Source organism: Clostridium liquoris (assembly GCF_002995785.1).
In the GTDB taxonomy this organism is placed as follows: Bacteria; Bacillota; Clostridia; order Clostridiales; family Clostridiaceae; genus Clostridium_AO; species Clostridium_AO liquoris.
The window spans coordinates 37,849-62,557 of record NZ_PVXO01000060.1 but is presented as its reverse complement, the minus strand read 5'-3'; the positions used below and the strand labels follow the sequence as shown (position 1 = coordinate 62,557).

The window sequence follows — 24,709 nt, the reverse complement described above, 5'->3', positions numbered from 1 at the left end:
ATTTAATTCTCTCATAATCATTACTCCTATCAAAAATATTTTGTAGATATTATTCCCATAATTACCAGCCACATATACAAAAAGAACGTAGGTAGATTTGTATTTACACAAATCTACCTACGTTCTCTGCCTAGCACTTCACTTCTCCTATTAAAATCTTTAATTCCTCAGAGAAGATGTTTATTATTTCTCCATTATTATCGTATATAGCAAAAATAACTTCTATATTTTTAAGCCTATCTATCTTTTGCATTAACTCTAAAACAAATATTCTTGCTACATCTTTTGGAATGTTTCCAAACACCCCACAACCAAAAGCACCAAGTACAATAGCTTTGGGTTGTTTATTTAAAGCTAAATTCAATATTTCTTTAATCCTAACCTTCATAGTTTCCCTTATAACATCTTCCTTAATTCCTCTATCTCTTGCTACCTTTGCATTTACAGCAGGAGAAGTTATAAAAGAACAGAGTATAGGATTAGATAGTAAGTTCCCCTTATCATCTCTAAAAATCGGTACATTAGGTGAATATATCATATTATTAGAGTATAATGGACTTTCTTGCTTTTTATGATATTCATAGAACTCCTTACATCTAATGAGGCAAGGATATAATGCAGAAGCTCTGGCAATGCTTTCTTCTTGTGCATTAGCCCCTGTCTGAAATCCTCCTCCTGGGCTCTTAGCAGAGGCAAAGTTAAGGGCAATAATATTCCCACCAATATCCTTTTTTCTTAACTCTATTATTGTGTCAATTGTGGTATTATTAACAACAGATATAGTATGATTTGTAGTGTTAACATTAGTTTTGCTATAATTACTTACATAATAATTATCTTTTTTTTCGTTTACAATATCGTTTATATTATCCTCACAACTGCTAAATTCCTCATTTGTGCTTCCACAAATCAATTTTGTACCTTTTACAGCGTTGTCTATTAATTCTCTTAGCTCTACTTTCTCTCTATCTTTATTAATGTAGTATCCCTTATCAATTATGTCCAAAGTTTCATTTGCTATATTTTTAAAATAATATCTTTTATTGAAATTCACCCATTGTCACCTCCATCACAGTAAAAAATTTATATGGCGTAGCCATTGGTTATTTAGTAATATTATACTTTTTTATTTTGGGTAAACTTGCCTGTTATTTTTGGGATTCATTCTCCATAATTAAATAACTACAGTATTTTCGCAAAAAAATCAAAGGTCGATAGACCATGCTGTTCCATTATCTTTCATCCTTGAGGCTATAACATTTCTTATGCTGCTGTTCATGGTACCTAATCCTCTATATTCGACTTCGTCAAGTGGCGATGGCAAAACAATTTCTTTCTCTATATCATCCAAATTCAACTTCAATTCGTTTAAAATTATATCATTCATATTAAAACTTCTTTCTATATTTGTTGTGGTAAATAAATTATAAAAGGTCTTTAATATGAATAAAATGCCTGCCGGCATGGTATTTGCTGGCAACCCTTCCTTGTTTTTTGCCTAAAAATATTTTACTTACTCGCTTACTCAATTCTAAAATCACTTATCTTATATTCATTTTTATTTACATCTATTAGCCTTGTTTTAACTTTCATAATTGTCTCTTTGGGCTGAACTTTTGTATCTTCAATTTGAAAGATTAATACCTTAATTCTCCACTTATCCTCTACAGGTCTATCGCTAATAGCACTATTCCATTCTAATTTTTCATCAATGTATTCTGATAGTTGAATTGATATTATATGTGACTTTAACTGGTTCATATATTCAATATTAAGTTTGTCATCAATCCATTCTTTTGTAAAAGTATCCTCTAAATCTCCTGTTATATCTTTGAATATAAAACCTGAATAAAAAAGCCCACATTAGAGAACTGAGTTTGGCTCTAATATGGGGGATGATGTTCAAAACTTTATTTGTAGCTTCAAAGCATTATTTATATATCCAAATTATTATTTGTTGGTTAAAGAAGTTTTCCTATGAGAAACATAGTTTTCATGCCCATTGAAGTAAACTTAGCTTCATACTCTGTAACTATATTTTTATCAAAGCCTGAATTATGAAGATCATAATTTAAATACTCTATTGAAAATCCAGCTTCCTTGAAATAATCCTGTGAAGCTTTAAATAAATCTGTATCATCAGTTTTAAACCAAATTTCACTGCCTGGTTTTAAAAACTTCTTGTATTCATTTAAAAATTTTGTATGAGTAAGTCTTCTTTTATTGTGTCTATCTTTAGGCCATGGATTACAGAAATTTATATATATTTTTTCTATTTCATCCTTTTCAAATAATTCAGCAATAAAAGCTATATTTAAAGGAACAATTCTAATATTTGTTAGTTCTAATTCTTCTACTTTTTTTAATGCATATATCAAAACTTCATCCTTCAAGTCTACTGCTACATAATTTATATCTCTATTTACATCTGCCTTTTTAGATATAAATCCGCCTCTTCCGCAGCCTAATTCTAAGTGAATAGGATTATTGTTTTTAAATTCCTCTTTCCATTTTCCTTTAAAATCTCTTGGATTTGTTATACAAAGTGCAGCTTGTTCCATTTCAGGTCTTGCCCACCATTTTTTTCTAAGCCTCATTTTCTTCCTCCGTTTTCTAAAAAAATTGCATTGTAATTTATTATATCATGTCTACTTAATTTGTAATATACTAAACAAAATTTTCAACTTTGTCACTAACACTCATTTTATATATAGCAACTAAAAATAGAGTTATAGCAAAAGCCCACATTATTATTATATGCATTCTTATATCTGAAAATTTAGCACCGTTTTGCAGTTTATAAATAGCTTCTATAGCCCACTTTTGAGGAACAAAATTTGATATCTTTTGGATATGTTCAGGCATTAAAGAAAAGTTCCAAAAACAACCTCCTAACATGCAGCTAGGAATAGTAACCACATTACTTAAATTGCTAGCTTGAGCAGAAGAATTAGAAAAAGCCATTATAACCATACCTATACCTATAGCTGATGCACCAAAACTCAATAATATAAAAATCAATTGTCCATCTGGTATATATGTGTCTATACCTAGAACTTTAGTTACTAAAACAACTATGGTGATTACTTGAATACATACTATAAAAAAATTTGCTAACACATTTCCTCCCACATAGGCTCGTGAATTCACAGGAGCAGCGCATATTCTATAATAGGTTTTATTTCTTCTTTCCTTTATCATAAGTCTTGATACATTTCCTGTAGCAAACATCATAAACATTATTAAAAATCCAATGCCTGAATAGGTAGCTCCCTTGCTTAAAGCAGTATCCTCTATATTTTTTTCAACCAGCTTTATTTCCCCATTTTTATAGTTATTATACATTCTATTAAATTTATCTAAATCTCCTCCTGAAGCTTTGCTTATATCTAATAGATTTTTTATATAATAATTTGAGTAATTTTTTATAAGTGCAGTGGTTTCGTCCCCCTTTATAGAAAATATATCTATTCCTTTAAAGCTTTCATCATAAATACTCTTGGTAAAATCTTTTGGAAATACAATTGCACAATCTACATTCCTTTTAGCTACACTATCCTTTATTTCCTCATTTCCTACATTAATGAATTTAAACTTTTTAGTAGAGCTTAAATAATCAATCATATCTTTTGACAATACATTTTCATCTTTATTGTTTAATCCTATTAATAAAGCTTTATTTTGAGAAGCTTTATTACTGTGTATATTTATAGTAATTATAAAACTTATCATTGGAAGCAAGAAATATATTATTATATTACTCTTCTTCCTAAAAATCATCTTTACAGTATTACAAAACAAAATAAATACATTTCTCAATTAAACCACCTGCCTTTTATAAATCAATGATGAAATACTTAAAAATACTACAGCAATTATCATGTTAATAATTATGGCAGTTTTTATATTATGAATGTTATTAGAATAAACAAAAGTAAATATTGCATCATTGGTACATTTTAAAGGAGATAAATTAGAAATAAGATTTATAGTATTATTTTTAAAGTCTCCTATAGGAACATATCCTCCTCCAAAGAAGGTTATAAAAGGTATTAATATATTTAACAATGCACTGCATAAAGTATCCTTTTTTGTCATAAAAGCTACCCCTACCCCCATAGATATAGCCATTATTACCTCAGATAATATTACCAAGTATATAGGAAACATATCATCTCCAAAATAAGCCTTTAATACATACTTACTGAAAAGAACAACTATAACACTTTGAAGCAAAGTAACTATTATATTTCCTAAAACTTTACCACCCAGTATTTCAACCTTTTTTATAGGAGCACACATTATTCTGTTAAAAGTATTTCTAATATATTCCCCACCTATAGCAAAAGCACCAGATAATGCAGCATAGAGTACTATCATTGTTAACATGGTTACAGCATAATAATCTATAGCCCTAGGTGATCTATTTCTCTGCACATTTATTTCATTTACATAATTGACTTCTTTTTCTCCCGTTAATTTAGGCAGCACTTTAGGATTTTCCTTATAAATTTCTATCATTGTGTTATATCTATCTACATAGGTATTTAATATGGTTTGTATTAAATCAGATTTAAAATTATATCTTTCATTTTTATAAACATTGATTTTTTTATTATTTTCATCCACCTTTATATAACATTCATAGGTACTATCCTTTACCTTTTCTATAGCCTGCTTTTCATCTTCTATTTCTATGGTTTCAATACCTAAATCATTTAAAGCCTTAGTAAATTCATTAAAATTATTGCTTATGCTTTTCTTTCCCTCTATTTTATATAATACCTTTGTATCCTTAAAACTTATGGAATCATTAAAAGCACCAGATAAGGCCGAACCAAGTATTATCATCAAAAGTATTGGATAAATCACCATCATAGCCATGGATTTTTTATCTCTTAGATTTTGTTTTATTTCTTTAAGAGCTATAATAACAAACTTCATTTTTTCACCTCTAATCTCTTAACTTTCTTCCAGTAAGAGTTAAAAATACAGCTTCTAAGTTAGGCTTTTGGGACTCAATGTTATCTATAGAAATATGCTGGTTGGTAAAATAAAGTATTATTTCATCTAAATTATTTATATCATTATCACTGCTTATATCCACTCTATCATTGTTTATCTGTACAGATACAACGCCCTTTATTCTCTTTATATCCTCTTCCTTAATTTTTTCAATAGAATCCACTGTAATAGATACTCTTTGTTTGTCCCATATTATAGACTTTAATTCTTCTTTAGTTCCCTCTCCTATAAGCTTGCCATGATCTATTATGCCTATTCTTGTGCAAATCTCCTCCACTTCTTCCATGTAGTGACTTGTATAAATTATGGTTGAACCTAAACTATTTAATTTCTTTACAGATTGAAGAACATGATTCCTTGACTGAGGATCAATTCCTACAGTTGGCTCATCCATTATTATAAGCTTTGGCTTATGAGTTATAGCACAGGCAATATTTAATCTTCTTTTCATTCCCCCTGAAAATTCATTAGGATAACTTTTGTATTTATCTCCTAGCCCTACAAAATCTAAAGCTTCATTTACTCTAAACTTTAATTCTTCTCCTTTTAAACCATATAAACTTCCAAAAAACTTCACATTCTCATAGGCGGTTAAATCCTCATATATTGCTATATCTTGAGGAACAATACCTATATTACTTTTTACATAATTACATTCTTTTTTAATATCCTTATTCAAAATATATACGCTTCCACTATTCATGCCTAATAGACCACATATTATATTTATAATAGTACTTTTCCCTGCACCATTAGGTCCTAACAGTCCATATATTTCTCCCTGTTCTATATTTAAATTAACATTATCTACCGCTGTAAAATCTCTAAATCTTTTAGTTAAGTTTTCTATTCTAACTATTTTCATAGCAATCCTCCCAAACATTCAATATTCTTACTATAATAATTATATAAAAAAATGACTTCCCTGTTTAGTATGGAAAGTCACTTTTTCTTATGACTAAAGTCATATATTACCTATTACCTTTTATATAATATATAGCTATTTGTGTTCTATGCTCTAATCCCGTTTTATTTAATATGGAGGTTATATAATTTTTAACAGTACCCTCTGATATATATAATTTACCTGCTATTCCTTTATTGGATAGGCCTTCAGATATAGCTTCTATAATATCCATTTCTCTTTCTGAAAACATATCTTTGTTAAAGTTTCCTTCCCTACTAGAAGATAGTCCATCTTTCACTTTCTCCATTACTACATCCTGTAATACTGTATTACCTGAATAAACCATCTTTATAGCATCCTTTATCTTTTCCGGAGAATTATTTTTTAATATATATCCTTTAGCCCCATTTTTTATAGCTCCCATTATATATTCATCTTCATCAAAAGTAGTTAATATTAGAGGCTTTGTTTTAGTCTTCTTTAAAATTTCTTTAGCTGCATCTACTCCATTTAGAACTGGCATCCTCACATCTAAAAGTGCTACATCTACTTCAAAGCTTATACACACCTCTAATGCCTTTAATCCATTGTCAACAGCATCTACTATCTCTATTTCTTCATCCATTCCTAGTATTATCTTCAAACTTTCTCTAATTAGAGAATCATCATCCGCAATTAAAATTTTAATAGTCATATAGCCTCCCCCTCCAAAATTATGAGTTCATAGGTAAAATAAGTATAACAGAAAACCCCATAGAACCATCTATTATAACTTTTCCTCCTATTTTCTCACATCTTTCCTCTATACCCTTTATTCCCATACCTTTTTTTATATTAAAGTTTCCAATACCATTATCCTTTATTTCTGCCTTTGTAATCTTATTAAATACTTGGATGTTCACTGTTACCATAGTAGCCTTTGAATATTTTATGGTATTTGTAACACATTCTTTTGTACTATCATAAATTATTTTCCACTGAGCATAAGTTATACTTTGAATATTACCACTGTGCATTAAATTACATGTAATATTAGTTCTAGATGAAACTTCATTTAACATAAGTCTTATTCTGTTTATGCCCATTTGTTCTGAAGCAGGTTTAATACTTCGTAAAGTTATTCTAATACTCTCCATACCTTCTCTTAACACTTTTATAGTATCATCAATAAAGATACTAGCCTTTTCTTTATCTTTATCCATAAGTAATTTTGCTGCTTCCAAATGCATTATACTTCCTGATATAGTATGTCCGATTTTGTCATGCATTTCCTGGGCAATTTTATTTCTTTCTTCTAGTTTTGAAGTATACATTATTTGATTTTCATATTCTAAATCTTTATTTACCTTATTATATAGTTCATCATTTTTTTCCTTCAAATTATCATTTTCCTGTAAAAGCCTTCTAACTTTATATTCACTTTTATAAGAAAGTATATATATTAAATAGCTGAAAAGCAGTATAATAAAATATTCTCCCCTTATACTACTATGTATAAAAATTGGAGAAACAAATATCAATCCTAATATATATGCATTGTTCAAATTATTATCATATACAAATTCAATATAATTTATGGGAATAAAAAATAAAAAAACGCTGCTAAAATAGCTGCCGAAGAAAACTAACAATATCATTGATAAAATACCTATTATAATTTTAACTTTTCCTTTATGAACAATATAATAAATCATACTAATAGCTATATAAAATAACAATCCTAATATTATTAAAGAATTTTTGTTATATGAGCTACTAATGTATTTTAAAAAGCAATATATTAAAATAACAAATTTATTTAATATTATCCACTTATCCATTTAAATCCTTCTTTATATGTTAAATATATTTAGAAATAATGAGTACACAAATGAGGCAGGTCTTCCTACTAAAAAGTTTGTAACCCCTGGCACTACTATAAATAACATAAGAATTACTAATTGGTATCTATACATAACATCAGAAAACTTATAAAACTTTCCTGGAAATATATCCCTTAGTATATGGAATCCATCTAAACCTGGTATGGGCATTATATTAAAAAATGCAAACATACAATTCATTTGTATAGTTATATAAAAAACTTTAAGTATGATATAAATAATGTTTCTACTATATATAATTCCTGGGACTATCTTATAAATGATAGCTATAATGCCTGAAAAAACAAAGGCTACTAAAAGATTGGCTAAAGGTCCTGCAATGGATACCTTTAAATCATCTTTATAGTAATTTCTAAATGCACTTGGATTTACTTCTACGGGTTTTGCCCAGCCAAAGTTAAATATTAATATCATTATAAAACCTATAGGATCTATATGAGCCAAAGGATTTAGTGTAAGTCTTCCCTGAAATTTAGGTGTTTTATCTCCTAATTTATCTGCTACCCATGCATGGGCATATTCATGAAATGTAAAAGCTATAAGTATTGCCGGTATAATTAATATTGTATCTAACAAATTTTTTTTCAAAAAAATCATCCTCTCTTAATTTTCATGTAAAACTATTATATCAAAGGCAGTCCCTTTTCTCAATGAATGTAAATTTTTTTAAATGGAATTTTGAATATTTTACTATTTTTAACTGTAAAAAACCCATTGCATATGATATGCAGTGGGTTTTTCCCTTAATTAAAACATTTACTGCACTTACTTAAAATTTGTTTTAATTAATTTTCCATCCTTAATAGAAGCAACACCTGTGCTATATACTTGAAGAAATTTTCCTTTATATGAAGTTTCTTTACCTGTAGAAACTTCCTTTATTGTTCCCTTTAAATTATCATTTATCATTACCTTACCTTGTTCTGATATATATATATTGTTTTTATCTACTGGTCCACTTAAAGGGATTACATTCCACTTACTAGTAGGATTTTCTAATAACCCATAATAAATTTTAGTAATCTTACCATTTTCCATGGATCCTATATATGCATTGTCATCACTATCCACACCTAATAGCCTTGGATCTTTTACCCCGTCAATGTCAATAGAATCTTCCATATTAGTAGCGTATATTTTATGATAAGTAGCATCTTCATATAAAAGCTTGTCCTCATGGTATAGTATAGCTGTTTCTCCAACTAAATAAGCCTTTGTATTGATTTTCTTCATTTCATTCATAATGTTTATCCAATATATGCTACTTTTACCGCCGCTTCTAGCTACTTTTACATATATTACATTAGTTAAAGTAGAAGCCTGTATATCTTCAACTTCTGAATCTTCATCTGCCCAAGTTAAATCCTTTATTTCTTCTTTAGTATTTTTGTCCACATCATAATAGGATAATTTAAAACCATAACTTCCATCTGTGTTATGTTTCTCACCTATTAACATTCTATTTCTATCGGAAAGCCATTTATAATAAGATACCTTTACCCCTTCATTAAATGAAATATCCCTAATCTCTCCTGTCTTTGTGTTCACAACCTGTAACTTGTCTCCATCATAATATGCAACATATTTTCCATCAAAAGATACACTTATATTCTCTGCACTTTCCGGAATTTTAACCTCTGCATCTGGTTTTTTATCTAAGTTTTTATTTTCAATTTTCTTTAATTTTACTGTAGTATTGGTAGCTAAATAATATTTGTCTATATAGAAAAAAACTGCAAACTGTACTAATAAGGATAAAACTATCCAAGTAATTATTCTCTTTACGTTTTTCATCTCTTCCTCCCATTCTAAGGCGTAACGTATATAATAGAAGGTACAGCTCTTTCTCCAAGTGGATCACAAGGATTATTTATTACTTCATCATCGTAATACATTGTAGATGAGGAACCTCCATCTAAATTTGTTGCATTATAAGCTCCATATTCCAACATTATATCTTGAATATCCCTTAATGTAGCTCCTAAACTTTTAACCTGTCTTCCATCTGCCACTAAAAGGAGTATAGATCCATCTTCTCTCTGTCCTATAGCTGTTCTTGGAGCAATTCCCCAACCACCATCACCGGATTTTATTGTTGGTTCACCATTAACTACAAGAGCTGGTCCAAATGTTATGGCTTCTGTAACTCCTAATCTTTTCATTTCATTTATACTATGACGTCCTACCAATAAGACTCCTTTAGAAGTAATAGCTACTACATCATCTTTTTTATCTGGAGCACTGGAATCATTATGAATCATTTTTCCACCGCTCATTAATATACCTACAGGTTGTCCTCCAGTGCCTGTCCAATTTCCATCGTTATTTTTATCAGCAAATCCTCCACCATTGATAGCTGCTACTGCATTATTTGCTTTTGCAATTTGACTGGTAAGTTCTCCTGATTTACCTAACTTACTACTATAACCAACCTTTACTCGTGTTGGGTCATGAATTACCAACATATATCCTTTAAATTTTTTGCCTTCAACATCATATCTTTCAATACTATCATCATGTTTATTTTCAAATTTTAGTGTGTCTATTCCCTGTCCTTGTTCAAGCACCTGTATACTATCATCCTGTAATATATCTTTTATCTTTTTATCAGATAAAAAAGTAGTTGCTATATATTGATGATTCAAAGTACTCATTGCAGCACCAACTACAGTCTTTCTTAAATTTTTAAAAGGTCCATAAAATACTATTAAAGGGGCAGTTACTGCTGAAAAAGCAACTTCAAATAAAATAAACAGTATAAATATCTTAAAAGAAAACTTTTTCTTCTTTTTCCCCGCTCTTTTCTTTTTCACCATATTTCAACCTTTCCTTTCTCAATACATAGATACTTTTATTTTACAATAAATATTATAATTTTTAAATAGCAATTAATATATTTATACTTTATTTATACTAAGTTGTATATATGTAAATTATTAATTTTTTTTTAACATATGGTTAATGTGCTTTAAAAATGATGAATTATGGTTAAAAATAAACAGTTAAGGATATATATCCTTAACCGCCTTACTTAAATTGGATATCAATTCATTTTACAATCTTTTAGAAGCTTCATAAGCTAAAGGTGACCTTTCACATTCATCATACTTTAAGGTAACCTGATAACATAGTTCGCTACCCTTCATTTTCTCAGAAGCATAACATAGTCCATTGGATCTAGAGTCTAAAAAAGGATGGTCTATTTGGTCCGGATCTCCTATAAGCATGAGCTTTGTTCCTTCTCCTACACGGGTTGTAATGGCTTTGACCTGCTTAGGGGTTAAATTTTGTGCTTCATCTATTATAACCCAATTTTTAACTATAGATCTTCCTCTTAAATAAGCTACTGCCTCTGTAGTTATAATTCTTCTGTCAAATAGTTCTTTTATTTTATCTGTTAGTTCTTTTTCATTTTTATATCTTTCTTTTTCATCAGAATCCATCAAAATCTCCAAGTTATCGAAAACTGGTCTCATAAAAGGTGCTATTTTTTCCTCCTCAGTTCCAGGTAAAAATCCTATATCTTCATCCATGGTTACATTAGGTCTACATACCAGTATTCTTCTATACTGATTTGTTCCATCCTCTAATATTTTATTTAACCCTACAGCCAAAGAAAATAGAGTTTTAGCAGTTCCTGCAGGTCCTTTTACAATAACTAAAGGAGCACTGCTAGCATTTGTATATAATGCTTCTAACATAAATCTTTGTCCTACATTTCTAGGGGTCAAGCCCAAAGGACACATATCCTTATAATATAATGGTACCACTTTTTTCCCATCAAATCTTCCTAAAGCTGTTTTCCTAGGATTATCTAATGTATGAAGTATTATAAATTCATTACTATAAAGGTTGGGAATTGCATATTCATCAGTACTGTTGCAATAGTATAATAAATCTTTTATATCTATAACTTTATTATGATAAAATTCATCTATTTTATCTGAAGAAGCATATAAATCTATTCTCCCAGTATATTGACTTTCATTTTCCGGAACTACTTTTTCGTAAAAATCTTCTGCATCTATATCAACGGTATCCGCCTTTATTCTTTCAAATATATCTTTAGTTATTAGGCATACATCCTCACCTTTCTCTTTTAGACCTTTGCATATCTGTATTATTCTGTTATCAGGTTTTGTCTTATCCCAAGAAATTGGTATTGTTGTATTCTGGTGATTCATTTCAACTTTTAGTTTTCCCCCACCAGGTAAAAGTACTCCTTTATTTAGCTTTCCTTCCTTTCTTAATTTATCTAGTAATCTAGAAGCATGCCTTGCATTTGCTCCTAAATCATTTTTATCTTTTTTGAAAGAATCCAACTCCTCTAATACCACTTCTGGTATAACTACATCATTTTCTCCAAAGGAAAAAATAGCACCGGGAGAATACAGAATAACATTAGTATCTAGTACATAGGTCCTCTTCAAGAAGCATTCCTCCTATCCTTATTAATACCATAATATGCAGGTAAAATTTAGTTGATAGTGAATAATTTAATTGATATATACTATGACAAAAAACAAAAAAATAGACTGAAGTAAAAACTTCAGTCTATAAACTCTTGCATTTCAACATATGGTAGCTCCAAGGGGAATCGAACCCCTGATTCGAAGGAAATGTATATTTAATTAAACAAGCTCATCTATAGCCATTGGTATAAGAGGTCTTGTTAACTATTATCCTCTATATTTATATACCACATTTTAAAACTAATGTGGGAAAGATGTGGGAAAGTAATAGTGCTAATTGGGTATTAAAATTCAAGGAGATGTTAGATTGAATAAAGAAGAATTATTTAATTATTATTTTAATTTACAGAGTGAGGAATTTAAAGAAGAAATTGAAGGATATAAAGATTTTAGAATGGATAATGTGGTATGTAGTATAAAAGTAAATTTTAAAAATGGTAGTTGGATTAGAGTGTACGAAAAGTTAAATGGAGCTGTGGAATGGTATTAAAAATGTTTAGAGGGATAGTGCATATTTATTTCTATTTTTTTATTTATCTATATATTTTTATAAATATTGGTGCAGCTATAGAAAGGGGAAAATATCTGTAACCTTTCTTGATTTTTTATATAGTGCTGCCCTAACAATAGTTTCGCATCCCTTTTTATTTTTAGAATTGCCTTGTAAAATTTTATATAGCTAAAAATCACATTGGACAATGTTCTGGATCCTTACTTACATGTATTTTAAATTCTTTAATAAAGTATTAAAAGGCAGTGCTTTTTATAATCCTAAGTTGCATATGCTTTTTAATATTGGCAGCTCCTGCCTATTATGCACTGCTAATTATACATTTTAAATTTGTCTTTTTTAACAATTTTTATTTTTATAAGGGAGTGCTTTTTAAGTTTAATTTTTCTTTATACTTACAAAATAAAAAAGGTAGCAAAGGATATTCCCTAAGCTACCTCCTAAAAAATTATTTTTTAAAACGATAAGAAAATAACTTTAACCTTTTTTTATAAATCTATTCTTCATTTCATCATTTGCTTGGCATTTTTTTCTTTTTAGTTTATTAAAATCTCTAATAGATCCAACTATACTGCTCATGTCGAGTATAGATAAAAGCATTGATTTCATAACCAAGATAAAGGAAGATAAATCTATTGTTAACCATAGCTTGTAAATATTAGTCATTTTATTTTCAGTTACTATTCCAAATATAGCTAATCCCATTATAGTAAACAAGACTGATAAAATTCCATATACTATGCCTAAGGTGATGTTATCAAATACTCTTTCTATTTCCTTTGTTTTTTCATAAGCTTCCATTATTTCTTCATCTAATAAAGGGATAAGAATTGTATATATTGTGAATAAAAATCCTACAAGAACAGTATTTATAGTAATTAAATTAAATTCATTTTCTAAAAGGAAGTTCACATTAGTTAAATTATAAATCAATACAGAAAAAATAATTAATTCAACAATGCTCTTGTAATATTTTTTCAACAGCACTCACCCTCTTTATATATATATTATTAACTAGTGTATGATGCTATTCTAGTTATATTCTCACTATATAAATTATATAATCTTGTGTAAGCCTCAAAAGCTATGTCGTCCAAAGATAATTTAATCCTTCTATTATCAGTTATTCTTTCATATGGAATATCAATATTGTATGTCACTTCTTCTTCCTTAAATGTATAGTTTTTAGTTGATGTAGATTTTGTAGTTCCTTTAAATGATAACTTATCTTTCATATTTTGAGGTGCATTTCTAAAACTATTTAATACAGATTTTATTTTATCTGGAGTTCTGGTTAAAGGTACTCGTACTCTTCCTTTTAAATTTATTTCCAATTGAAAAACATCTAGTTCTTTTAATCTATTTATTTGTTCTGCCGTAAATCCAATATCAATTAGCATATCTAAATTTGGATTCTCATAGTTATATGTTACTTGCCCTAGCCTGGTTCCATTATCTCTTAATGAGTTAATTAATTCATCAGTCATTATATTATTATAATCGAAGGTAATGCCAGCTAATACATCACTTTCGCGTCTAGATATTAATTTATTTAATAAATGCTTTAAAGATTTTACCGTTGGAGCATATCTGCCAAACAATTCTAAAATTATTCCATTCATGGTATCTATTAATATATATGTGCATATTTCTAAATTATATGAATCTTGCTCATTAGCTCCAATCACTCCGCTACCTTCCCAAGTTTCAATATTCCTTTTGATTGCTCCTTCTATATCTTTTTCTCTTCCAATTCTAAAAAACAAATACCTTTCATCTACATCTTTTGTTTCAATAAATTCATCTTTATCTGTTGTTGATACTTTTTTTATAAATTCTAAAGATAAGTAATTATCCGAATCTTCTCCTATTAATATATTTACCAAATTCCCATTATTTAATTCTTTAATATCATTATTGTTATTCACATCAAATATTTCATTAACAACATCTTTTAAATAACTATTTTCCACTGTTGTATTATTTAGTTTTAACCTATATCTAAAACACCTAACCTTTTTTTTACTCATAGGGTCCTCCAAATTCCTTGTATTTCAACAATAAACCAAGTATAATAGAGGTATAAAATGAAATACAATATACTTTTTAAGAAACCACTCAGACCGCCAAATCAGTAGTGGTTTCTCTTTTATTGTAAATCTTTTCCGCAAAAAGGACAAGCTTTATGACAATATTAGCTAAAATTCTATTTTATATAATTAGTTATATTATTTTGTTCTATTTTCTTTTGCTCATCTACTGTTACTTTTTTACTGCTAAAGTCATACCCTCTAGTAGCAGTAAAGCATACTAATATAGCATTTATAAGCATTAAATATAACTCAGCTATAGTAAATGTATTATTTATATACTACAAACTAATATATTAAAAAGAGCTACCAAGAAAGTATAATACCTAGTTGGTATTTTCTTAACTCCTAGAAGCTCCTTACTAAACTGTACCATTAACATGGTAACTACTACAGTTCCCATGTAAGTACATAGATACTCTAATGTAATAAAATCATTACTGCGCTACTTTAACTGCTGCAACTGCATTTTCTGTAGGATCGAGAATGTTTTGACCTTGTATTACAGTTTGATTAACACTACCCTTATATTTATTTACCTCAAAAATTTACTTCTTATTTATATAGTCTAACACTGCCTGCATAGTATCGAAGCGGCTTCTCCCAGATATAAGCTTCGATAGATAAGTTGTGTATTGCTCTTTCTTACCACCTACGCCTATTACATTCTTAACGCAAGTATAATCAAACGGTCTACTTCCAAATATAGTAGGGCAGTTTAATTTATCCGCTAGATATTCTGCCGCTCTTTGGTCTGCTATATTATTAAAAACAACTAAATTCTCCACTTTCTTTTCCTCCTTTTTAGCATTTAGAAATATATTCTTTGAGAAATTATTAAGGTCTACATTACCACTAATACCATTAACTCTTCCGGTTTCTGTATATTGGTGTCCTATAACGTTAAAACCAGTTTCCATAGGCTTATCTACACCATAATGTGCTATCCACCCTGGATATTTTTTAACTCTACTGTCTAAATTATCTCTGCCAAAGTAACCACCTGTATACACCATGCAGTCCATACAACTTAGAGATTTAAATTTAGTTAGAAACTCTATACATCTATCCGATATTTCTTTAGCACTTCTATCCATATTATTTGTTTCTATATCTAACGTAGATATTATATTAAATTGTTTATCTTTAATAGCGTTCCAGAAGTCCACCGCCTGCTGAGATGGATTTGTTTTTTCCGACATAAAATGATAAAATCCTATATTAAGATTTTGAGCTTTAGCACCGTTATAATGCGTGTTTAAAAGTGGATCTATATAATTAACCCCTTCCGTTGCTTTAATTATTACAGTGCTATATCCAGCGCTTTTAACTGTATTAAAATTAATATTACCATTATGCATACTTATATCTATACCTTTCATAAAGCTACCTCCTGTAAATTTAATAAAAAAAGTGCAGGCCTTTATTCCTGCTCCTTGCTTTCTTTAGCTGCTTGTCTAGCACTAGACTGCCCATAATAAAATCCTATGATTAAAGTAAATACACTTAAGAACTCTGTGCTGCTTATACTCCCTTTTAAAGCTAATATGCAAAATACTATAGTAGTAAGTAAAGCTATTATCTTTTTAATTTGGAGAAAATTTTTTAACCATTCCATATTTCTTTACCCCCAAAATTTTATTTAAATATTTTGTCTTTTACCTCCGCCACATCTTTTTTGACATCTTCAAGAATATTAAATTTATCTGTAAGCCTGGAAATTATATCCTGGTAGTTTTCTTCTCTTTCCCCTGCTTTTCTATCTCTTTTCTCCTGTTCTTTTAGAATATAAAAAAGCAGCACTACGAATAGTACTGCCCATAATCCTTGCTGTAATGCCATTTTAAGTATATTCTGCTCCATGCTGCACCCCCATGTAAATTTTAAAAATAAAAAAAGAACCTGTTAAGATTCCTTACTTTTAACATATTTATTTTTCTCATCTAATATTTGAAATGAAGATTGTTTTATTAAAGTGCCATTCATCTTATTTATTTTGTACTTTTATTTTATAATCCGCTTTTTTATTAATATTTAACATTACCACCAAGCTTTTTAAATTTATTTAAGACATGTTCTTTTGGTATTCTAGTAAATACATAAGCATTATTATCTAAAATATTATATCCATTAAGTATACGTCTCTTTTTTGTACCAACTATAATTGGTTCAGTTGGTACCAGCATACCATTTAAGCTATATAAACATTTACCAAATAATATATCCGAATTTACAATTGTTCCAGTATAAATCATAATTTAACACCTTCTAACTAATCTTAATAGCAAAAACTGATGCATTAATAGAATCATAATAAGCCCTATACCCAATTCCCATATCTATATGAAAATTATTTATCGTATATTGTTTAACGAATACTTTATAAGTATCATCTCCTACTTTTATAATATCTCCATTACTAATATTTGTAGCAGGTAAAAAATACAAACCATCAAGTATGCCTAAAATTCCACATGCTGGTGATACAACGCCATCTCCAGTTAAATAAACAGGGTGCATAAGATACATTCCGTTTGGAGTAGGATTATTTATATTCAAATTTACATATGAAATCGCTATTTGACCATATGGATTATATGAGCTTGATTTAGGTTGAGATGTTTTAAACCATGTTGGTCTATTAACTGAATCTAACCCTGATAAATTACTGGCAAAAATAAATTGATTTATTGCATTTGGACTTTCTAAATTAGTATTTAAATTTGGATATCCTATATAACAATATTGGGGATAATTATATAAAGTTTCAGATTTTTTTTGTAAAACTATCAGTATTCTATGGTCTAAAACATCAATAAAATATTCAATTGTATCTGTTGGTAGCCATGTCATATCGTTATTCTTAGCATTATTACATATTGCCCAAACTTCATAGAATTTATTAGTATGGATACCATTTGTACCAATTTCCAATGCCGGAGAGTAATCTTCACTTAGCCCTATCATAATTAAATTCCTTCCATCCTGTGTAAAATCTTGACTTTTTAATGTTAAGAATATGCTTTGACCTTCCCCCCCAATTACAGGGCTTTTAAAAACCCATCCATCTGAGCCACCACCAACAACGTTATAATCTTGTTCTTTATTACTAGAAATTTCTGTCCAGTTAGATCCAGAATATAAAATTGCATCATGTATTGTTTGTAGCAAATTGCTTTTTAAACATTCTCCTTTTATTAACACTTAAATTCCTCCATTCCTATTGTCCTAAATAAATTTTATAAAATACTAAGACTGCTTGTTCTATGCCTTTTAAAATAACATCTTTTTGACTAACAGACGTATCTTCTGAATTATACGTATAATCATATGGTATAATTCTTTGATTCTTTAAAATATTTAAAACGCATATAAAATTTTCATTTGAAATAGTGCTACCATTTATTATTTTTTCATAATTAAGAATAAAATCAGTTTTGTTCATATTTTTTGCACCTCCAGTCCTAATAATTTGACGTTTAAAGTTTCTGAATTGTTAGGATTATAATTTGTAATTACAGTATGCAATAAATTTGTATCTTTATCTTTATCTTGATAAGGAATAAATACACTATCTGTATAATGCATTACCTTACCTGAATCATATAATAAAAATCCATTTTTTACTTTATCAAAAACTCTAAATCTAAATGTACTACCATCTGGTATATCTAAATATAAAGTAGTTAAAATCATTGTATTATCACCTAAATCATAGTCTTTTGTAATTTCTTCTCCTGCTTTTAAGTTAATAGTATCGTTGATTTCTCTATATTTCAAATTTGTTCCACCTGAATTCCCTTGTATATGATTTATTATTTCTTCAAATATTTGTTCACTACTCCAAGTTGAATTTCTGGATGTTACACTATCATCTATGACTACGTCCTTGTCCTGTGTCACATAAAAAAACTCACTCATATGTTCACCCCTATTCACCTCTATTCACTGATAACCAGTTGAAAATCCCTAACTGCAAAATTATGATTTTCTGCATTTTTAATTATTTTTACATATATATCTTTGCTTTCATTCTGTTTTATGCTATCCATAGTTAAAAAATCTATATAATTAATACCATCAAAAGACAACTGAATTAGGTCATTACCAGGTGTCTCCGTTTCTATTTTAATATTTGTATAGTCCTTATCTCCTATATTTTTAATTGTTATTAATTCTTCTAAATCCTGTAACATAGCTGGGTTAATATTAGTTACTACATTCCCATGATAAATTATTTCAAAATTATAAGGACTAAATACCCACATATCACCGTATTGTATACGAAGAGCATCACTTGTATATATTACTTTCCCATAAGCATCTTTAAATGCAAAATATCCTATAATACTACTGTCTATAAATACTTTGCATTCCATATCTGAATTAAATAATCTAGTCTTAATTAATTTGTTATCTAAATCATATAATTCACAAATAGTATTCTCAGGGAAATTTTGAATAGTTATATATGGATTTTTATAAACTTTATAGGTATTTAATATAAAATTCTCATCACTATATTTCATAAATCCTTGTTTAGTTATAGCTTCGTCAAATTTCATGCCGCCTATGTTTTTATAATTTATACCATCCTCACTTGAATAAGCTTGTATATAATTATCTCGCTTTAATATTTTCCAATATCTACTCTGATTCTCTAATCCCTCATCCTTAATACCAAATGTATATTCATTATTCCCTAGATAAATCATAGAGTAATCATAGTCATTCATATCTTTAAAGTTTTCTTTTTCTAATTCAATTACAAATTCATTATAATCAAATTTTCTCTCTATCTTATTGTTAGAAATTAATTTTAATTTGCCTGTTTTAATATCTCTAGCCGCATTACTTTCTCCTGCAAAATCAGAAAATGAAGAGGTCAAGAAAAAATTCTCCACCTCTAATAATCCATCTTTTACTTTTATAAGTTTCATTGAAATCACCCCAATTAAACTCTAGGCTGCATAATATAATCATATGGAACAAATTCAACCACCTGTATATCTTTAGTTCCTACTCCCTGTGCTAATAATGTATGCGCTTCCGCTAATGCATCTTCATAACAATTTGTTGCATAGGAAGATACTTCGGCTCCTTCTTTATTAGTTTCATGCCCATAAGGTAAGGATGCTAAAGTTTTATCTTTTAATATTCCCCACATTTTTTGTCTTGGTTTTTTAAAATCTATTGTACTTTCTAACATAATATTTACCCCCCAAATATTTTTTCCTTTTCAAAGTTTTGTGTTTCTATATAATAACGTCTTTTACCTTTCAATTTATCTAAGTTTTTTATAATATCACCATTAGTTGCTACTTTATTAAATTCTCTTTCAATATCCATAGCTTTTGGATTATACCAAATTGGGACTAAATTAAAATGATGCTGTTTCATATAACCTATTAAATTAGCTATAAGTAATCCTATGGCTTGTAATCCATTTTTAACATCACAAAAATATACTTTTTCAGCTTCCCACCTAATCCATCTGTATGCCCTAATATAATCTGTATTTGGATTTGATGTATCTAAAGTATACCAATCATAAACCAATTCCATAATAAATTGTATAGATTCTTTACCTGTGCAGCTTAACCAAGCTTGAGTATTTTTATGCCATATCATCATTAGAATATTTATTAAATCTAGCATTATTTCAATACTAATTCCTATAGGCGGAATATTATAATCTATTCCCCAATCTTTTCCCCATTCAATAGGGTGATTATTAAATCTTAAATATTCATAATCCGCATTGTTTAATAAATCAGTATTATAATTAAAGTCCTTATTAGGGATAATTAATTCATCTGCAGGATATGTAGGCCTTAGCCACCACCATCTCTTAGTTACTTCAATAAATTTTATATTAGTTCTAGCTTCATATACATCTTTTATAATTGTACCTTTTAGATTCTTATCATGTTCCTTATATATGCTCCATATAGTCAAATCTAACAAGCCTTTTTCTATTTGTTTATAGATATTAATTAAAGATGTATAGTCTAAATATCCTTTATCTTCTTTTAATATAGTTGCTATAACTTTTCTATCCAAACATCTATTATCATGTTTACATAGCATTTTGGTTTTTTCTCTATAAAAATATATTTTATTATCATGTTTATCTATAGATTTTATATTTACCTTGTCTAAAAAATCTGTGTATTTATATTTTCCTATATTTTTAGGTAGGCTTATATACATTAATCTAGAATTATAGTTTTTATCTATAGATTTTATATCTATTAAATTTAAATTGCTTATATTTCTATATGCATTTATATTTTCCATAATGTTTTTCTTTAATATTTTTAGACCATTCCCAATTATTTCTTCTAAATTAAATCTGTCTATAAAAAAGCATGTATCTTTATCAATGTTTTTAGATTTATTTCTTTTAATAAATTTTAATTCATTCGTATTAATTTCTTTAAAATAAATCCTAGCTAAATAACAATTATAATATTTTTCAAAATTTATGTTTTTTCCTAATTTAAAATTTTTTATAATGTTATCTTTGAATATTTCTTTTTTTGCTATTCCATCTGTATATACAGTTTTAGATTTATCTAATTGTAAATTCTCTTTATCTATATATAAATTTAATATAATATTATTTTTATTTAGTTGTGTATTCCTGATATCTAATAAATTTTTATCTACCTTTATGTTTATATTTTTATCTTCTATATTTTCTAATTCTGTATTTTTATTTTTATTAATTTCTATAGTATTTGTATTTTCAGTAATTATATTTTTATTCTTATTTATTTCTGCAATACCTGATCCTAACTCTTTTTCAAATTCTTTTATCATTATAGAATTTTCTTTATAAAAATATTTATTATTATTCTTCCCTATATTATAAAAATTCTTATATAAAAGTTTATCCCCTATGCTTTTGTTTATTTCAATCACTTTATCTTTATAAAATAGCTTCTCCTTAGTTTTTAATACTTTCCATGTGGTATCATATACAAAAGCCCCACTAGAAAGAGTATTGTCCCCTACATATTTAAAACTGCATAGGGGAATTTTATGTAGGGGCATTCATATCACCTCTATTCTGTTGTTTTATAACATCTAATAGCAACACAATAATTTCTATTAGCACTATTATTTAAAAAATGAAAAGGCGCAGTTATCTTAAATTTCTTATAATATTCTTCTTCCTCAGTGTCTTTTTTATATGCTAATTTATCCATATCATAAATAGCACTAGCATCCCCCGCCAAAACATTTATCATTTTCCCTCTTTCCATATCTACTGGATGTACAAGTGTTATATCTGAAAACTGATGTTTTTTATGATTCCATCTTGAGCCCTCCACATTACACTTGTCTATAAATGGATTTGCAGTATAAAAAGCAGGATAATGGGGTTGATATGGCATGCCTATTTTATTAGCTATCATACATACATCTGTTACTCCTGTTGCAGTTCTTTCCCCGTAAGGCTTAGCATAATTAGGCTCTATATCAGAAGATACAGTTATACCAAAATTATATTTATCATCTGTAAAAGCTGAATCTTCTACTGGTTTTAATGCTCCTATATATGCATAAGATGTAAGATAGTTTTCATAGGGTTCAACATCTGCTGATGGATCTCCTCGTAATACTAAATTTATACTATCTTTAGTTACATTTATCCAATATTGAATTGGTAAAAAATCTTTAATTTCTGGTTGTAATTTTCTATACCAAGCCAATCTGTAGTTATAATCTTTTTGTATATTACTGGGTATATCTAAATCAGTGTTATCTTTATTTAATTTATCAGATATCTGCAATCTTATATTGTTTATAGAATTACTTTTAGTCTTTGCGCTAACATAAGTGGTATAATCTCCACTTTTGCTCCATTCATCAGAAACTCCAGCCATTACTTCTAATACTTGCGCATCTGTTCTACTAAGACTATTTCCATTGTAATTATAATAGGTATGCAACTTATCAAAGTCAATTAATGCCTTTTTTTCTTCTTTGCTTAAATCTGCTTTTCCCCTATCTATTTTCAAATAAAATTCTTTCCCATAAGTTGTATTAGCCTTTATAATGCACTTATCATCTTGAGAGCCTACTGTAAATACAGTGTCTACCTTACTTGTTACGGAATCATCTGTTATAAGATTTATTGTGCTTTCTCCCCCTGATGATCCTATTTTATCTATACTATCAGGGTAAACTAAATCCCATTTATAAATTCCAGCATTTTGTGTAATTTCTTTTACTAATGTGTTAACTAAATCTTTTACTTGGCAACTTCCTTCTGAATAATAAAAGTTTTCTTCCGCCATTTAATCAACCTCCTAAATTATACCTTTATATTTGTTAGTTTCAGCTACATCTATAGCATATTCCCTTTTATATATTCTAAATCTATAATTGTTTGTCTACTATTTCCGCTCAAATTATGTAAAATAAAAGAAATAGGAGTATCCCTTATAACGGGATAATAAGTATTAAAATACTTATGCTCACCTATTTCTTTTATAGTTGCATTATCTATTATTTTTGTTCTATTAACCTCTAAACTATATCTATCATCTTTTTTCCATCCTGTTTGGTTAAAATGTAATCCTGTAATAAGTACATCATAATCAAATTTAAATTGTTCCTTATAATCATTTTTTATTGCTGGAATATCTAATAGTATACCCTTAACCTTTTGATCACCCTCAATATTTTTACATATAAGGTCGTTTATCTTTTGCCCCAATTTTTTATATTTTACATCTGGCAATAAACTTTCCAATTGATTCAGTAAACCATATATATTACTTGCATTTATTTCAGGATAGTTAGTTTTTATATTAGCATCTATTGAATCTAATAGACTATTTTTTAGATCATCTGTAAGTTCATCAAAGTTAACTATATATTTAGGCAAACTCAAATTAGACACCTTCTAACACATTAAAATCCACCCATAGGACTTTACTAGTTCCACTAATATTATTATAAATAAATTTAATCATCCCATCTATATTATAAAAAACATTTAAATATTTATGTTCCCCATATTCTTTAGTCCTAACACCATCAAATATTTTTTTATCTCCTATGACTAAATCCCAACTATCCTCAAACCTCCAATTAGATTGACTATAAGTTATGCCTGTTAGTTTCCCAGTATAATTAGCCTCTATTACATATTGTCCCTTTATTGCAGGAATCTCTAACATTTTCCCATATATTTTTTGTATGCCAGATATACCTGAATTATCGCTTAAATTTTCTAATTTTACACCTAATTCATTTAAAGCATTTATTAAATCATTATAGTCTACACCCTGTATTTTATCTTTAATTTCATTAAGCAATTTTTCTATTTCAGCAGTAGAAAATGTTATGTCACCAATATCTACATTAATACCATTTTGCAAATAATCTTTAATTAAATCTGAGAGTTCATCAAAGTTGACTACATAGGAAGGTAACCCCATATTATCTCAGCCTCCTATACATAATCTATAATTTCTAATTTGTTATCTGTATTTTTAATTAATTGTATTGTTTTAGAATTACCATCTGGATAAATTGTTTTAATTCTACATACTTTACCCCCTGAATCTCTAATCAATTCCTCTTCCCATTGCAAATCTGTTCCATTAGCATATATAAATTTATATGCTTTATTATTGCTATCTCTAATTATTCTGCAAGGATACTCTGGTAACTCACCAGAATATATTGGATCTTCTTGCGTATTTATTTGATTTTTAAAATTTCTTTTTCTTAACTCTTGATTTAATATATAAACTACTGGTTCCCTAAAGTTTTTATACCCCATATGCGCCATATTATCA

At 28.2% G+C, this 24,709-nt stretch carries 30 protein-coding genes and 1 pseudogene; 1 reads left to right on the top strand and 30 read right to left on the bottom strand.

The annotated features are described in order from the left end of the window. Nucleotides 1-130 precede the first annotated feature (130 nt). The 13 genes from CLLI_RS11435 to CLLI_RS11375 form a co-directional block, all read right to left on the bottom strand. Nucleotides 131-1,054, bottom strand: coding sequence for a TIGR02452 family protein (locus CLLI_RS11435; RefSeq protein WP_106064344.1), 924 nt, complete (start codon nt 1,052-1,054; stop codon nt 131-133). Nucleotides 1,055-1,204: 150 nt separating this feature from the next. Further along, complete coding sequence (locus tag CLLI_RS11430; protein ID WP_106064343.1) at nt 1,205-1,465, bottom strand: hypothetical protein; 261 nt, start codon at nt 1,463-1,465, stop codon at nt 1,205-1,207. A 56-nt stretch (nt 1,466-1,521) separates the two neighbouring features. Beyond that, nucleotides 1,522-1,761, bottom strand: coding sequence for a hypothetical protein (locus CLLI_RS11425; protein WP_106064342.1), 240 nt, complete (start codon nt 1,759-1,761; stop codon nt 1,522-1,524). A gap of 200 nt (nt 1,762-1,961) precedes the next feature. Next, the gene (trmB, locus tag CLLI_RS11420) at nt 1,962-2,597 is read right to left on the bottom strand and encodes a tRNA (guanosine(46)-N7)-methyltransferase TrmB (RefSeq protein WP_106064341.1); all 636 of its coding nucleotides are present in this window, start codon (nt 2,595-2,597) and stop codon (nt 1,962-1,964) included. 70 nt (nt 2,598-2,667) lie between these two features. Further along, entirely contained in the window at nt 2,668-3,819 is a 1,152-nt protein-coding gene (locus CLLI_RS11415; protein WP_106064340.1) for an ABC transporter permease, read from the bottom strand. After that, nucleotides 3,820-4,944, bottom strand: coding sequence for a SagG family ABC transporter permease subunit (locus tag CLLI_RS11410; RefSeq protein ID WP_106064339.1), 1,125 nt, complete (start codon nt 4,942-4,944; stop codon nt 3,820-3,822). Between the two features lie 10 nt (nt 4,945-4,954). Further along, nucleotides 4,955-5,890 (bottom strand): ABC transporter ATP-binding protein, encoded by a 936-nt coding sequence (locus CLLI_RS11405; protein ID WP_106064338.1) that lies wholly within the window; start codon nt 5,888-5,890, stop codon nt 4,955-4,957. Nucleotides 5,891-5,996: 106 nt separating this feature from the next. Continuing rightward, nucleotides 5,997-6,626 (bottom strand): response regulator transcription factor, encoded by a 630-nt coding sequence (locus CLLI_RS11400; protein WP_106064337.1) that lies wholly within the window; start codon nt 6,624-6,626, stop codon nt 5,997-5,999. 19 nt (nt 6,627-6,645) lie between these two features. After that, on the bottom strand, nt 6,646-7,752 hold the full coding sequence (locus CLLI_RS11395) for a sensor histidine kinase (protein ID WP_106064336.1): 1,107 nt from the start codon (nt 7,750-7,752) through the stop codon (nt 6,646-6,648). 12 nt (nt 7,753-7,764) lie between these two features. Further along, complete coding sequence (locus tag CLLI_RS11390) at nt 7,765-8,412, bottom strand: site-2 protease family protein (RefSeq protein WP_106064335.1); 648 nt, start codon at nt 8,410-8,412, stop codon at nt 7,765-7,767. A 168-nt stretch (nt 8,413-8,580) separates the two neighbouring features. Then, nucleotides 8,581-9,609: a hypothetical protein gene (locus CLLI_RS11385; RefSeq protein WP_106064334.1), complete on the bottom strand. Its 1,029-nt coding sequence runs from the start codon at nt 9,607-9,609 to the stop codon at nt 8,581-8,583. A 14-nt stretch (nt 9,610-9,623) separates the two neighbouring features. Continuing rightward, complete coding sequence (locus CLLI_RS11380) at nt 9,624-10,631, bottom strand: phosphodiester glycosidase family protein (RefSeq protein WP_106064333.1); 1,008 nt, start codon at nt 10,629-10,631, stop codon at nt 9,624-9,626. Between the two features lie 237 nt (nt 10,632-10,868). Next, complete coding sequence (locus tag CLLI_RS11375) at nt 10,869-12,245, bottom strand: PhoH family protein (RefSeq protein WP_106064332.1); 1,377 nt, start codon at nt 12,243-12,245, stop codon at nt 10,869-10,871. Between the two features lie 349 nt (nt 12,246-12,594). Between CLLI_RS11375 and CLLI_RS11370 the strand changes: the two genes are divergently transcribed. Next, entirely contained in the window at nt 12,595-12,777 is a 183-nt protein-coding gene (locus CLLI_RS11370; RefSeq protein WP_106064331.1) for a hypothetical protein, read from the top strand. A 498-nt stretch (nt 12,778-13,275) separates the two neighbouring features. Here the strand turns inward: CLLI_RS11370 and CLLI_RS11365 are convergent, their stop codons facing one another. The 17 genes and pseudogenes from CLLI_RS11365 to CLLI_RS11290 all read right to left on the bottom strand — a co-directional run bounded on the left by CLLI_RS11365 (nt 13,276) and on the right by CLLI_RS11290 (nt 24,702). Then, nucleotides 13,276-13,779: a hypothetical protein gene (locus tag CLLI_RS11365; protein ID WP_106064330.1), complete on the bottom strand. Its 504-nt coding sequence runs from the start codon at nt 13,777-13,779 to the stop codon at nt 13,276-13,278. Between the two features lie 29 nt (nt 13,780-13,808). Further along, nucleotides 13,809-14,828 carry a hypothetical protein gene (locus CLLI_RS11360; protein ID WP_106064329.1) on the bottom strand — a complete coding sequence of 340 codons (1,020 nt, stop codon included), beginning with the start codon at nt 14,826-14,828 and terminating at the stop codon, nt 13,809-13,811. A gap of 176 nt (nt 14,829-15,004) precedes the next feature. Then, nucleotides 15,005-15,130 (bottom strand): hypothetical protein, encoded by a 126-nt coding sequence (locus tag CLLI_RS15025; protein ID WP_278335583.1) that lies wholly within the window; start codon nt 15,128-15,130, stop codon nt 15,005-15,007. Nucleotides 15,131-15,436: 306 nt separating this feature from the next. Beyond that, on the bottom strand, nt 15,437-16,270 hold the full coding sequence (locus tag CLLI_RS11355; protein ID WP_106064328.1) for a GH25 family lysozyme: 834 nt from the start codon (nt 16,268-16,270) through the stop codon (nt 15,437-15,439). A 41-nt stretch (nt 16,271-16,311) separates the two neighbouring features. Further along, nucleotides 16,312-16,506, bottom strand: coding sequence for a hypothetical protein (locus tag CLLI_RS11350; protein WP_106064327.1), 195 nt, complete (start codon nt 16,504-16,506; stop codon nt 16,312-16,314). A 20-nt stretch (nt 16,507-16,526) separates the two neighbouring features. Further along, entirely contained in the window at nt 16,527-16,751 is a 225-nt protein-coding gene (locus CLLI_RS11345) for a BhlA/UviB family holin-like peptide (RefSeq protein WP_106064326.1), read from the bottom strand. Nucleotides 16,752-16,915: 164 nt separating this feature from the next. Beyond that, nucleotides 16,916-17,143 carry a hypothetical protein gene (locus CLLI_RS11340; protein WP_106064325.1) on the bottom strand — a complete coding sequence of 76 codons (228 nt, stop codon included), beginning with the start codon at nt 17,141-17,143 and terminating at the stop codon, nt 16,916-16,918. A gap of 13 nt (nt 17,144-17,156) precedes the next feature. Beyond that, nucleotides 17,157-18,092 carry a hypothetical protein gene (locus CLLI_RS11335; protein ID WP_106064324.1) on the bottom strand — a complete coding sequence of 312 codons (936 nt, stop codon included), beginning with the start codon at nt 18,090-18,092 and terminating at the stop codon, nt 17,157-17,159. 16 nt (nt 18,093-18,108) lie between these two features. Then, entirely contained in the window at nt 18,109-18,333 is a 225-nt protein-coding gene (locus CLLI_RS11330) for a hypothetical protein (RefSeq protein WP_106064323.1), read from the bottom strand. After that, nucleotides 18,330-18,809, bottom strand: a complete 480-nt coding sequence (locus CLLI_RS11325) for a hypothetical protein (RefSeq protein ID WP_106064322.1) — start codon at nt 18,807-18,809, stop codon at nt 18,330-18,332. Before CLLI_RS11325 ends, CLLI_RS11330 begins: the two co-directional genes overlap by 4 nt. 20 nt (nt 18,810-18,829) lie before the next feature. Continuing rightward, nucleotides 18,830-19,828 carry a hypothetical protein gene (locus CLLI_RS11320; RefSeq protein ID WP_106064321.1) on the bottom strand — a complete coding sequence of 333 codons (999 nt, stop codon included), beginning with the start codon at nt 19,826-19,828 and terminating at the stop codon, nt 18,830-18,832. A 14-nt stretch (nt 19,829-19,842) separates the two neighbouring features. Continuing rightward, complete coding sequence (locus CLLI_RS11315) at nt 19,843-20,097, bottom strand: hypothetical protein (RefSeq protein ID WP_106064320.1); 255 nt, start codon at nt 20,095-20,097, stop codon at nt 19,843-19,845. Between the two features lie 5 nt (nt 20,098-20,102). Continuing rightward, nucleotides 20,103-21,947 (bottom strand): hypothetical protein, encoded by a 1,845-nt coding sequence (locus CLLI_RS11310; RefSeq protein WP_106064319.1) that lies wholly within the window; start codon nt 21,945-21,947, stop codon nt 20,103-20,105. 11 nt (nt 21,948-21,958) lie between these two features. After that, nucleotides 21,959-23,197, bottom strand: a complete 1,239-nt coding sequence (locus CLLI_RS11305; RefSeq protein WP_106064318.1) for a hypothetical protein — start codon at nt 23,195-23,197, stop codon at nt 21,959-21,961. A gap of 62 nt (nt 23,198-23,259) precedes the next feature. Then, nucleotides 23,260-23,796 (bottom strand): annotated as a pseudogene (locus tag CLLI_RS11300) (hypothetical protein); the annotation flags it as partial. A 1-nt stretch (nt 23,797) separates the two neighbouring features. Then, on the bottom strand, nt 23,798-24,346 hold the full coding sequence (locus CLLI_RS11295; protein WP_106064317.1) for a hypothetical protein: 549 nt from the start codon (nt 24,344-24,346) through the stop codon (nt 23,798-23,800). Between the two features lie 14 nt (nt 24,347-24,360). Continuing rightward, a complete protein-coding gene (locus tag CLLI_RS11290; protein WP_106064316.1) occupies nt 24,361-24,702 on the bottom strand; it encodes a hypothetical protein in 342 nt (113 codons plus the stop codon). Nucleotides 24,703-24,709 lie beyond the last annotated feature (7 nt).

Coding starts and splice junctions, on each gene's coding strand:
- CLLI_RS11430 (WP_106064343.1), bottom strand. CDS start 1,465: ATGCCGGCAGGCATTTTATTCATATTAAAGACCTTTTATAATTTATTT.
- CLLI_RS11425 (WP_106064342.1), bottom strand. CDS start 1,761: ATGAACCAGTTAAAGTCACATATAATATCAATTCAACTATCAGAATAC.
- trmB (WP_106064341.1), bottom strand. CDS start 2,597: ATGAGGCTTAGAAAAAAATGGTGGGCAAGACCTGAAATGGAACAAGCT.
- CLLI_RS11410 (WP_106064339.1), bottom strand. CDS start 4,944: ATGAAGTTTGTTATTATAGCTCTTAAAGAAATAAAACAAAATCTAAGA.
- CLLI_RS11405 (WP_106064338.1), bottom strand. CDS start 5,890: ATGAAAATAGTTAGAATAGAAAACTTAACTAAAAGATTTAGAGATTTT.
- CLLI_RS11400 (WP_106064337.1), bottom strand. CDS start 6,626: ATGACTATTAAAATTTTAATTGCGGATGATGATTCTCTAATTAGAGAA.
- CLLI_RS11395 (WP_106064336.1), bottom strand. CDS start 7,752: ATGGATAAGTGGATAATATTAAATAAATTTGTTATTTTAATATATTGC.
- CLLI_RS11390 (WP_106064335.1), bottom strand. CDS start 8,412: ATGATTTTTTTGAAAAAAAATTTGTTAGATACAATATTAATTATACCG.
- CLLI_RS11385 (WP_106064334.1), bottom strand. CDS start 9,609: ATGAAAAACGTAAAGAGAATAATTACTTGGATAGTTTTATCCTTATTA.
- CLLI_RS11380 (WP_106064333.1), bottom strand. CDS start 10,631: ATGGTGAAAAAGAAAAGAGCGGGGAAAAAGAAGAAAAAGTTTTCTTTT.
- CLLI_RS11360 (WP_106064329.1), bottom strand. CDS start 14,828: ATGAGTAAAAAAAAGGTTAGGTGTTTTAGATATAGGTTAAAACTAAAT.
- CLLI_RS15025 (WP_278335583.1), bottom strand. CDS start 15,130: ATGCTTATAAATGCTATATTAGTATGCTTTACTGCTACTAGAGGGTAT.
- CLLI_RS11355 (WP_106064328.1), bottom strand. CDS start 16,270: ATGAAAGGTATAGATATAAGTATGCATAATGGTAATATTAATTTTAAT.
- CLLI_RS11350 (WP_106064327.1), bottom strand. CDS start 16,506: ATGGAATGGTTAAAAAATTTTCTCCAAATTAAAAAGATAATAGCTTTA.
- CLLI_RS11345 (WP_106064326.1), bottom strand. CDS start 16,751: ATGGAGCAGAATATACTTAAAATGGCATTACAGCAAGGATTATGGGCA.
- CLLI_RS11340 (WP_106064325.1), bottom strand. CDS start 17,143: ATGATTTATACTGGAACAATTGTAAATTCGGATATATTATTTGGTAAA.
- CLLI_RS11330 (WP_106064323.1), bottom strand. CDS start 18,333: ATGAACAAAACTGATTTTATTCTTAATTATGAAAAAATAATAAATGGT.
- CLLI_RS11325 (WP_106064322.1), bottom strand. CDS start 18,809: ATGAGTGAGTTTTTTTATGTGACACAGGACAAGGACGTAGTCATAGAT.
- CLLI_RS11320 (WP_106064321.1), bottom strand. CDS start 19,828: ATGAAACTTATAAAAGTAAAAGATGGATTATTAGAGGTGGAGAATTTT.
- CLLI_RS11315 (WP_106064320.1), bottom strand. CDS start 20,097: ATGTTAGAAAGTACAATAGATTTTAAAAAACCAAGACAAAAAATGTGG.
- CLLI_RS11310 (WP_106064319.1), bottom strand. CDS start 21,947: ATGCCCCTACATAAAATTCCCCTATGCAGTTTTAAATATGTAGGGGAC.
- CLLI_RS11305 (WP_106064318.1), bottom strand. CDS start 23,197: ATGGCGGAAGAAAACTTTTATTATTCAGAAGGAAGTTGCCAAGTAAAA.
- CLLI_RS11295 (WP_106064317.1), bottom strand. CDS start 24,346: ATGGGGTTACCTTCCTATGTAGTCAACTTTGATGAACTCTCAGATTTA.
- CLLI_RS11290 (WP_106064316.1), bottom strand. CDS start 24,702: ATGGCGCATATGGGGTATAAAAACTTTAGGGAACCAGTAGTTTATATA.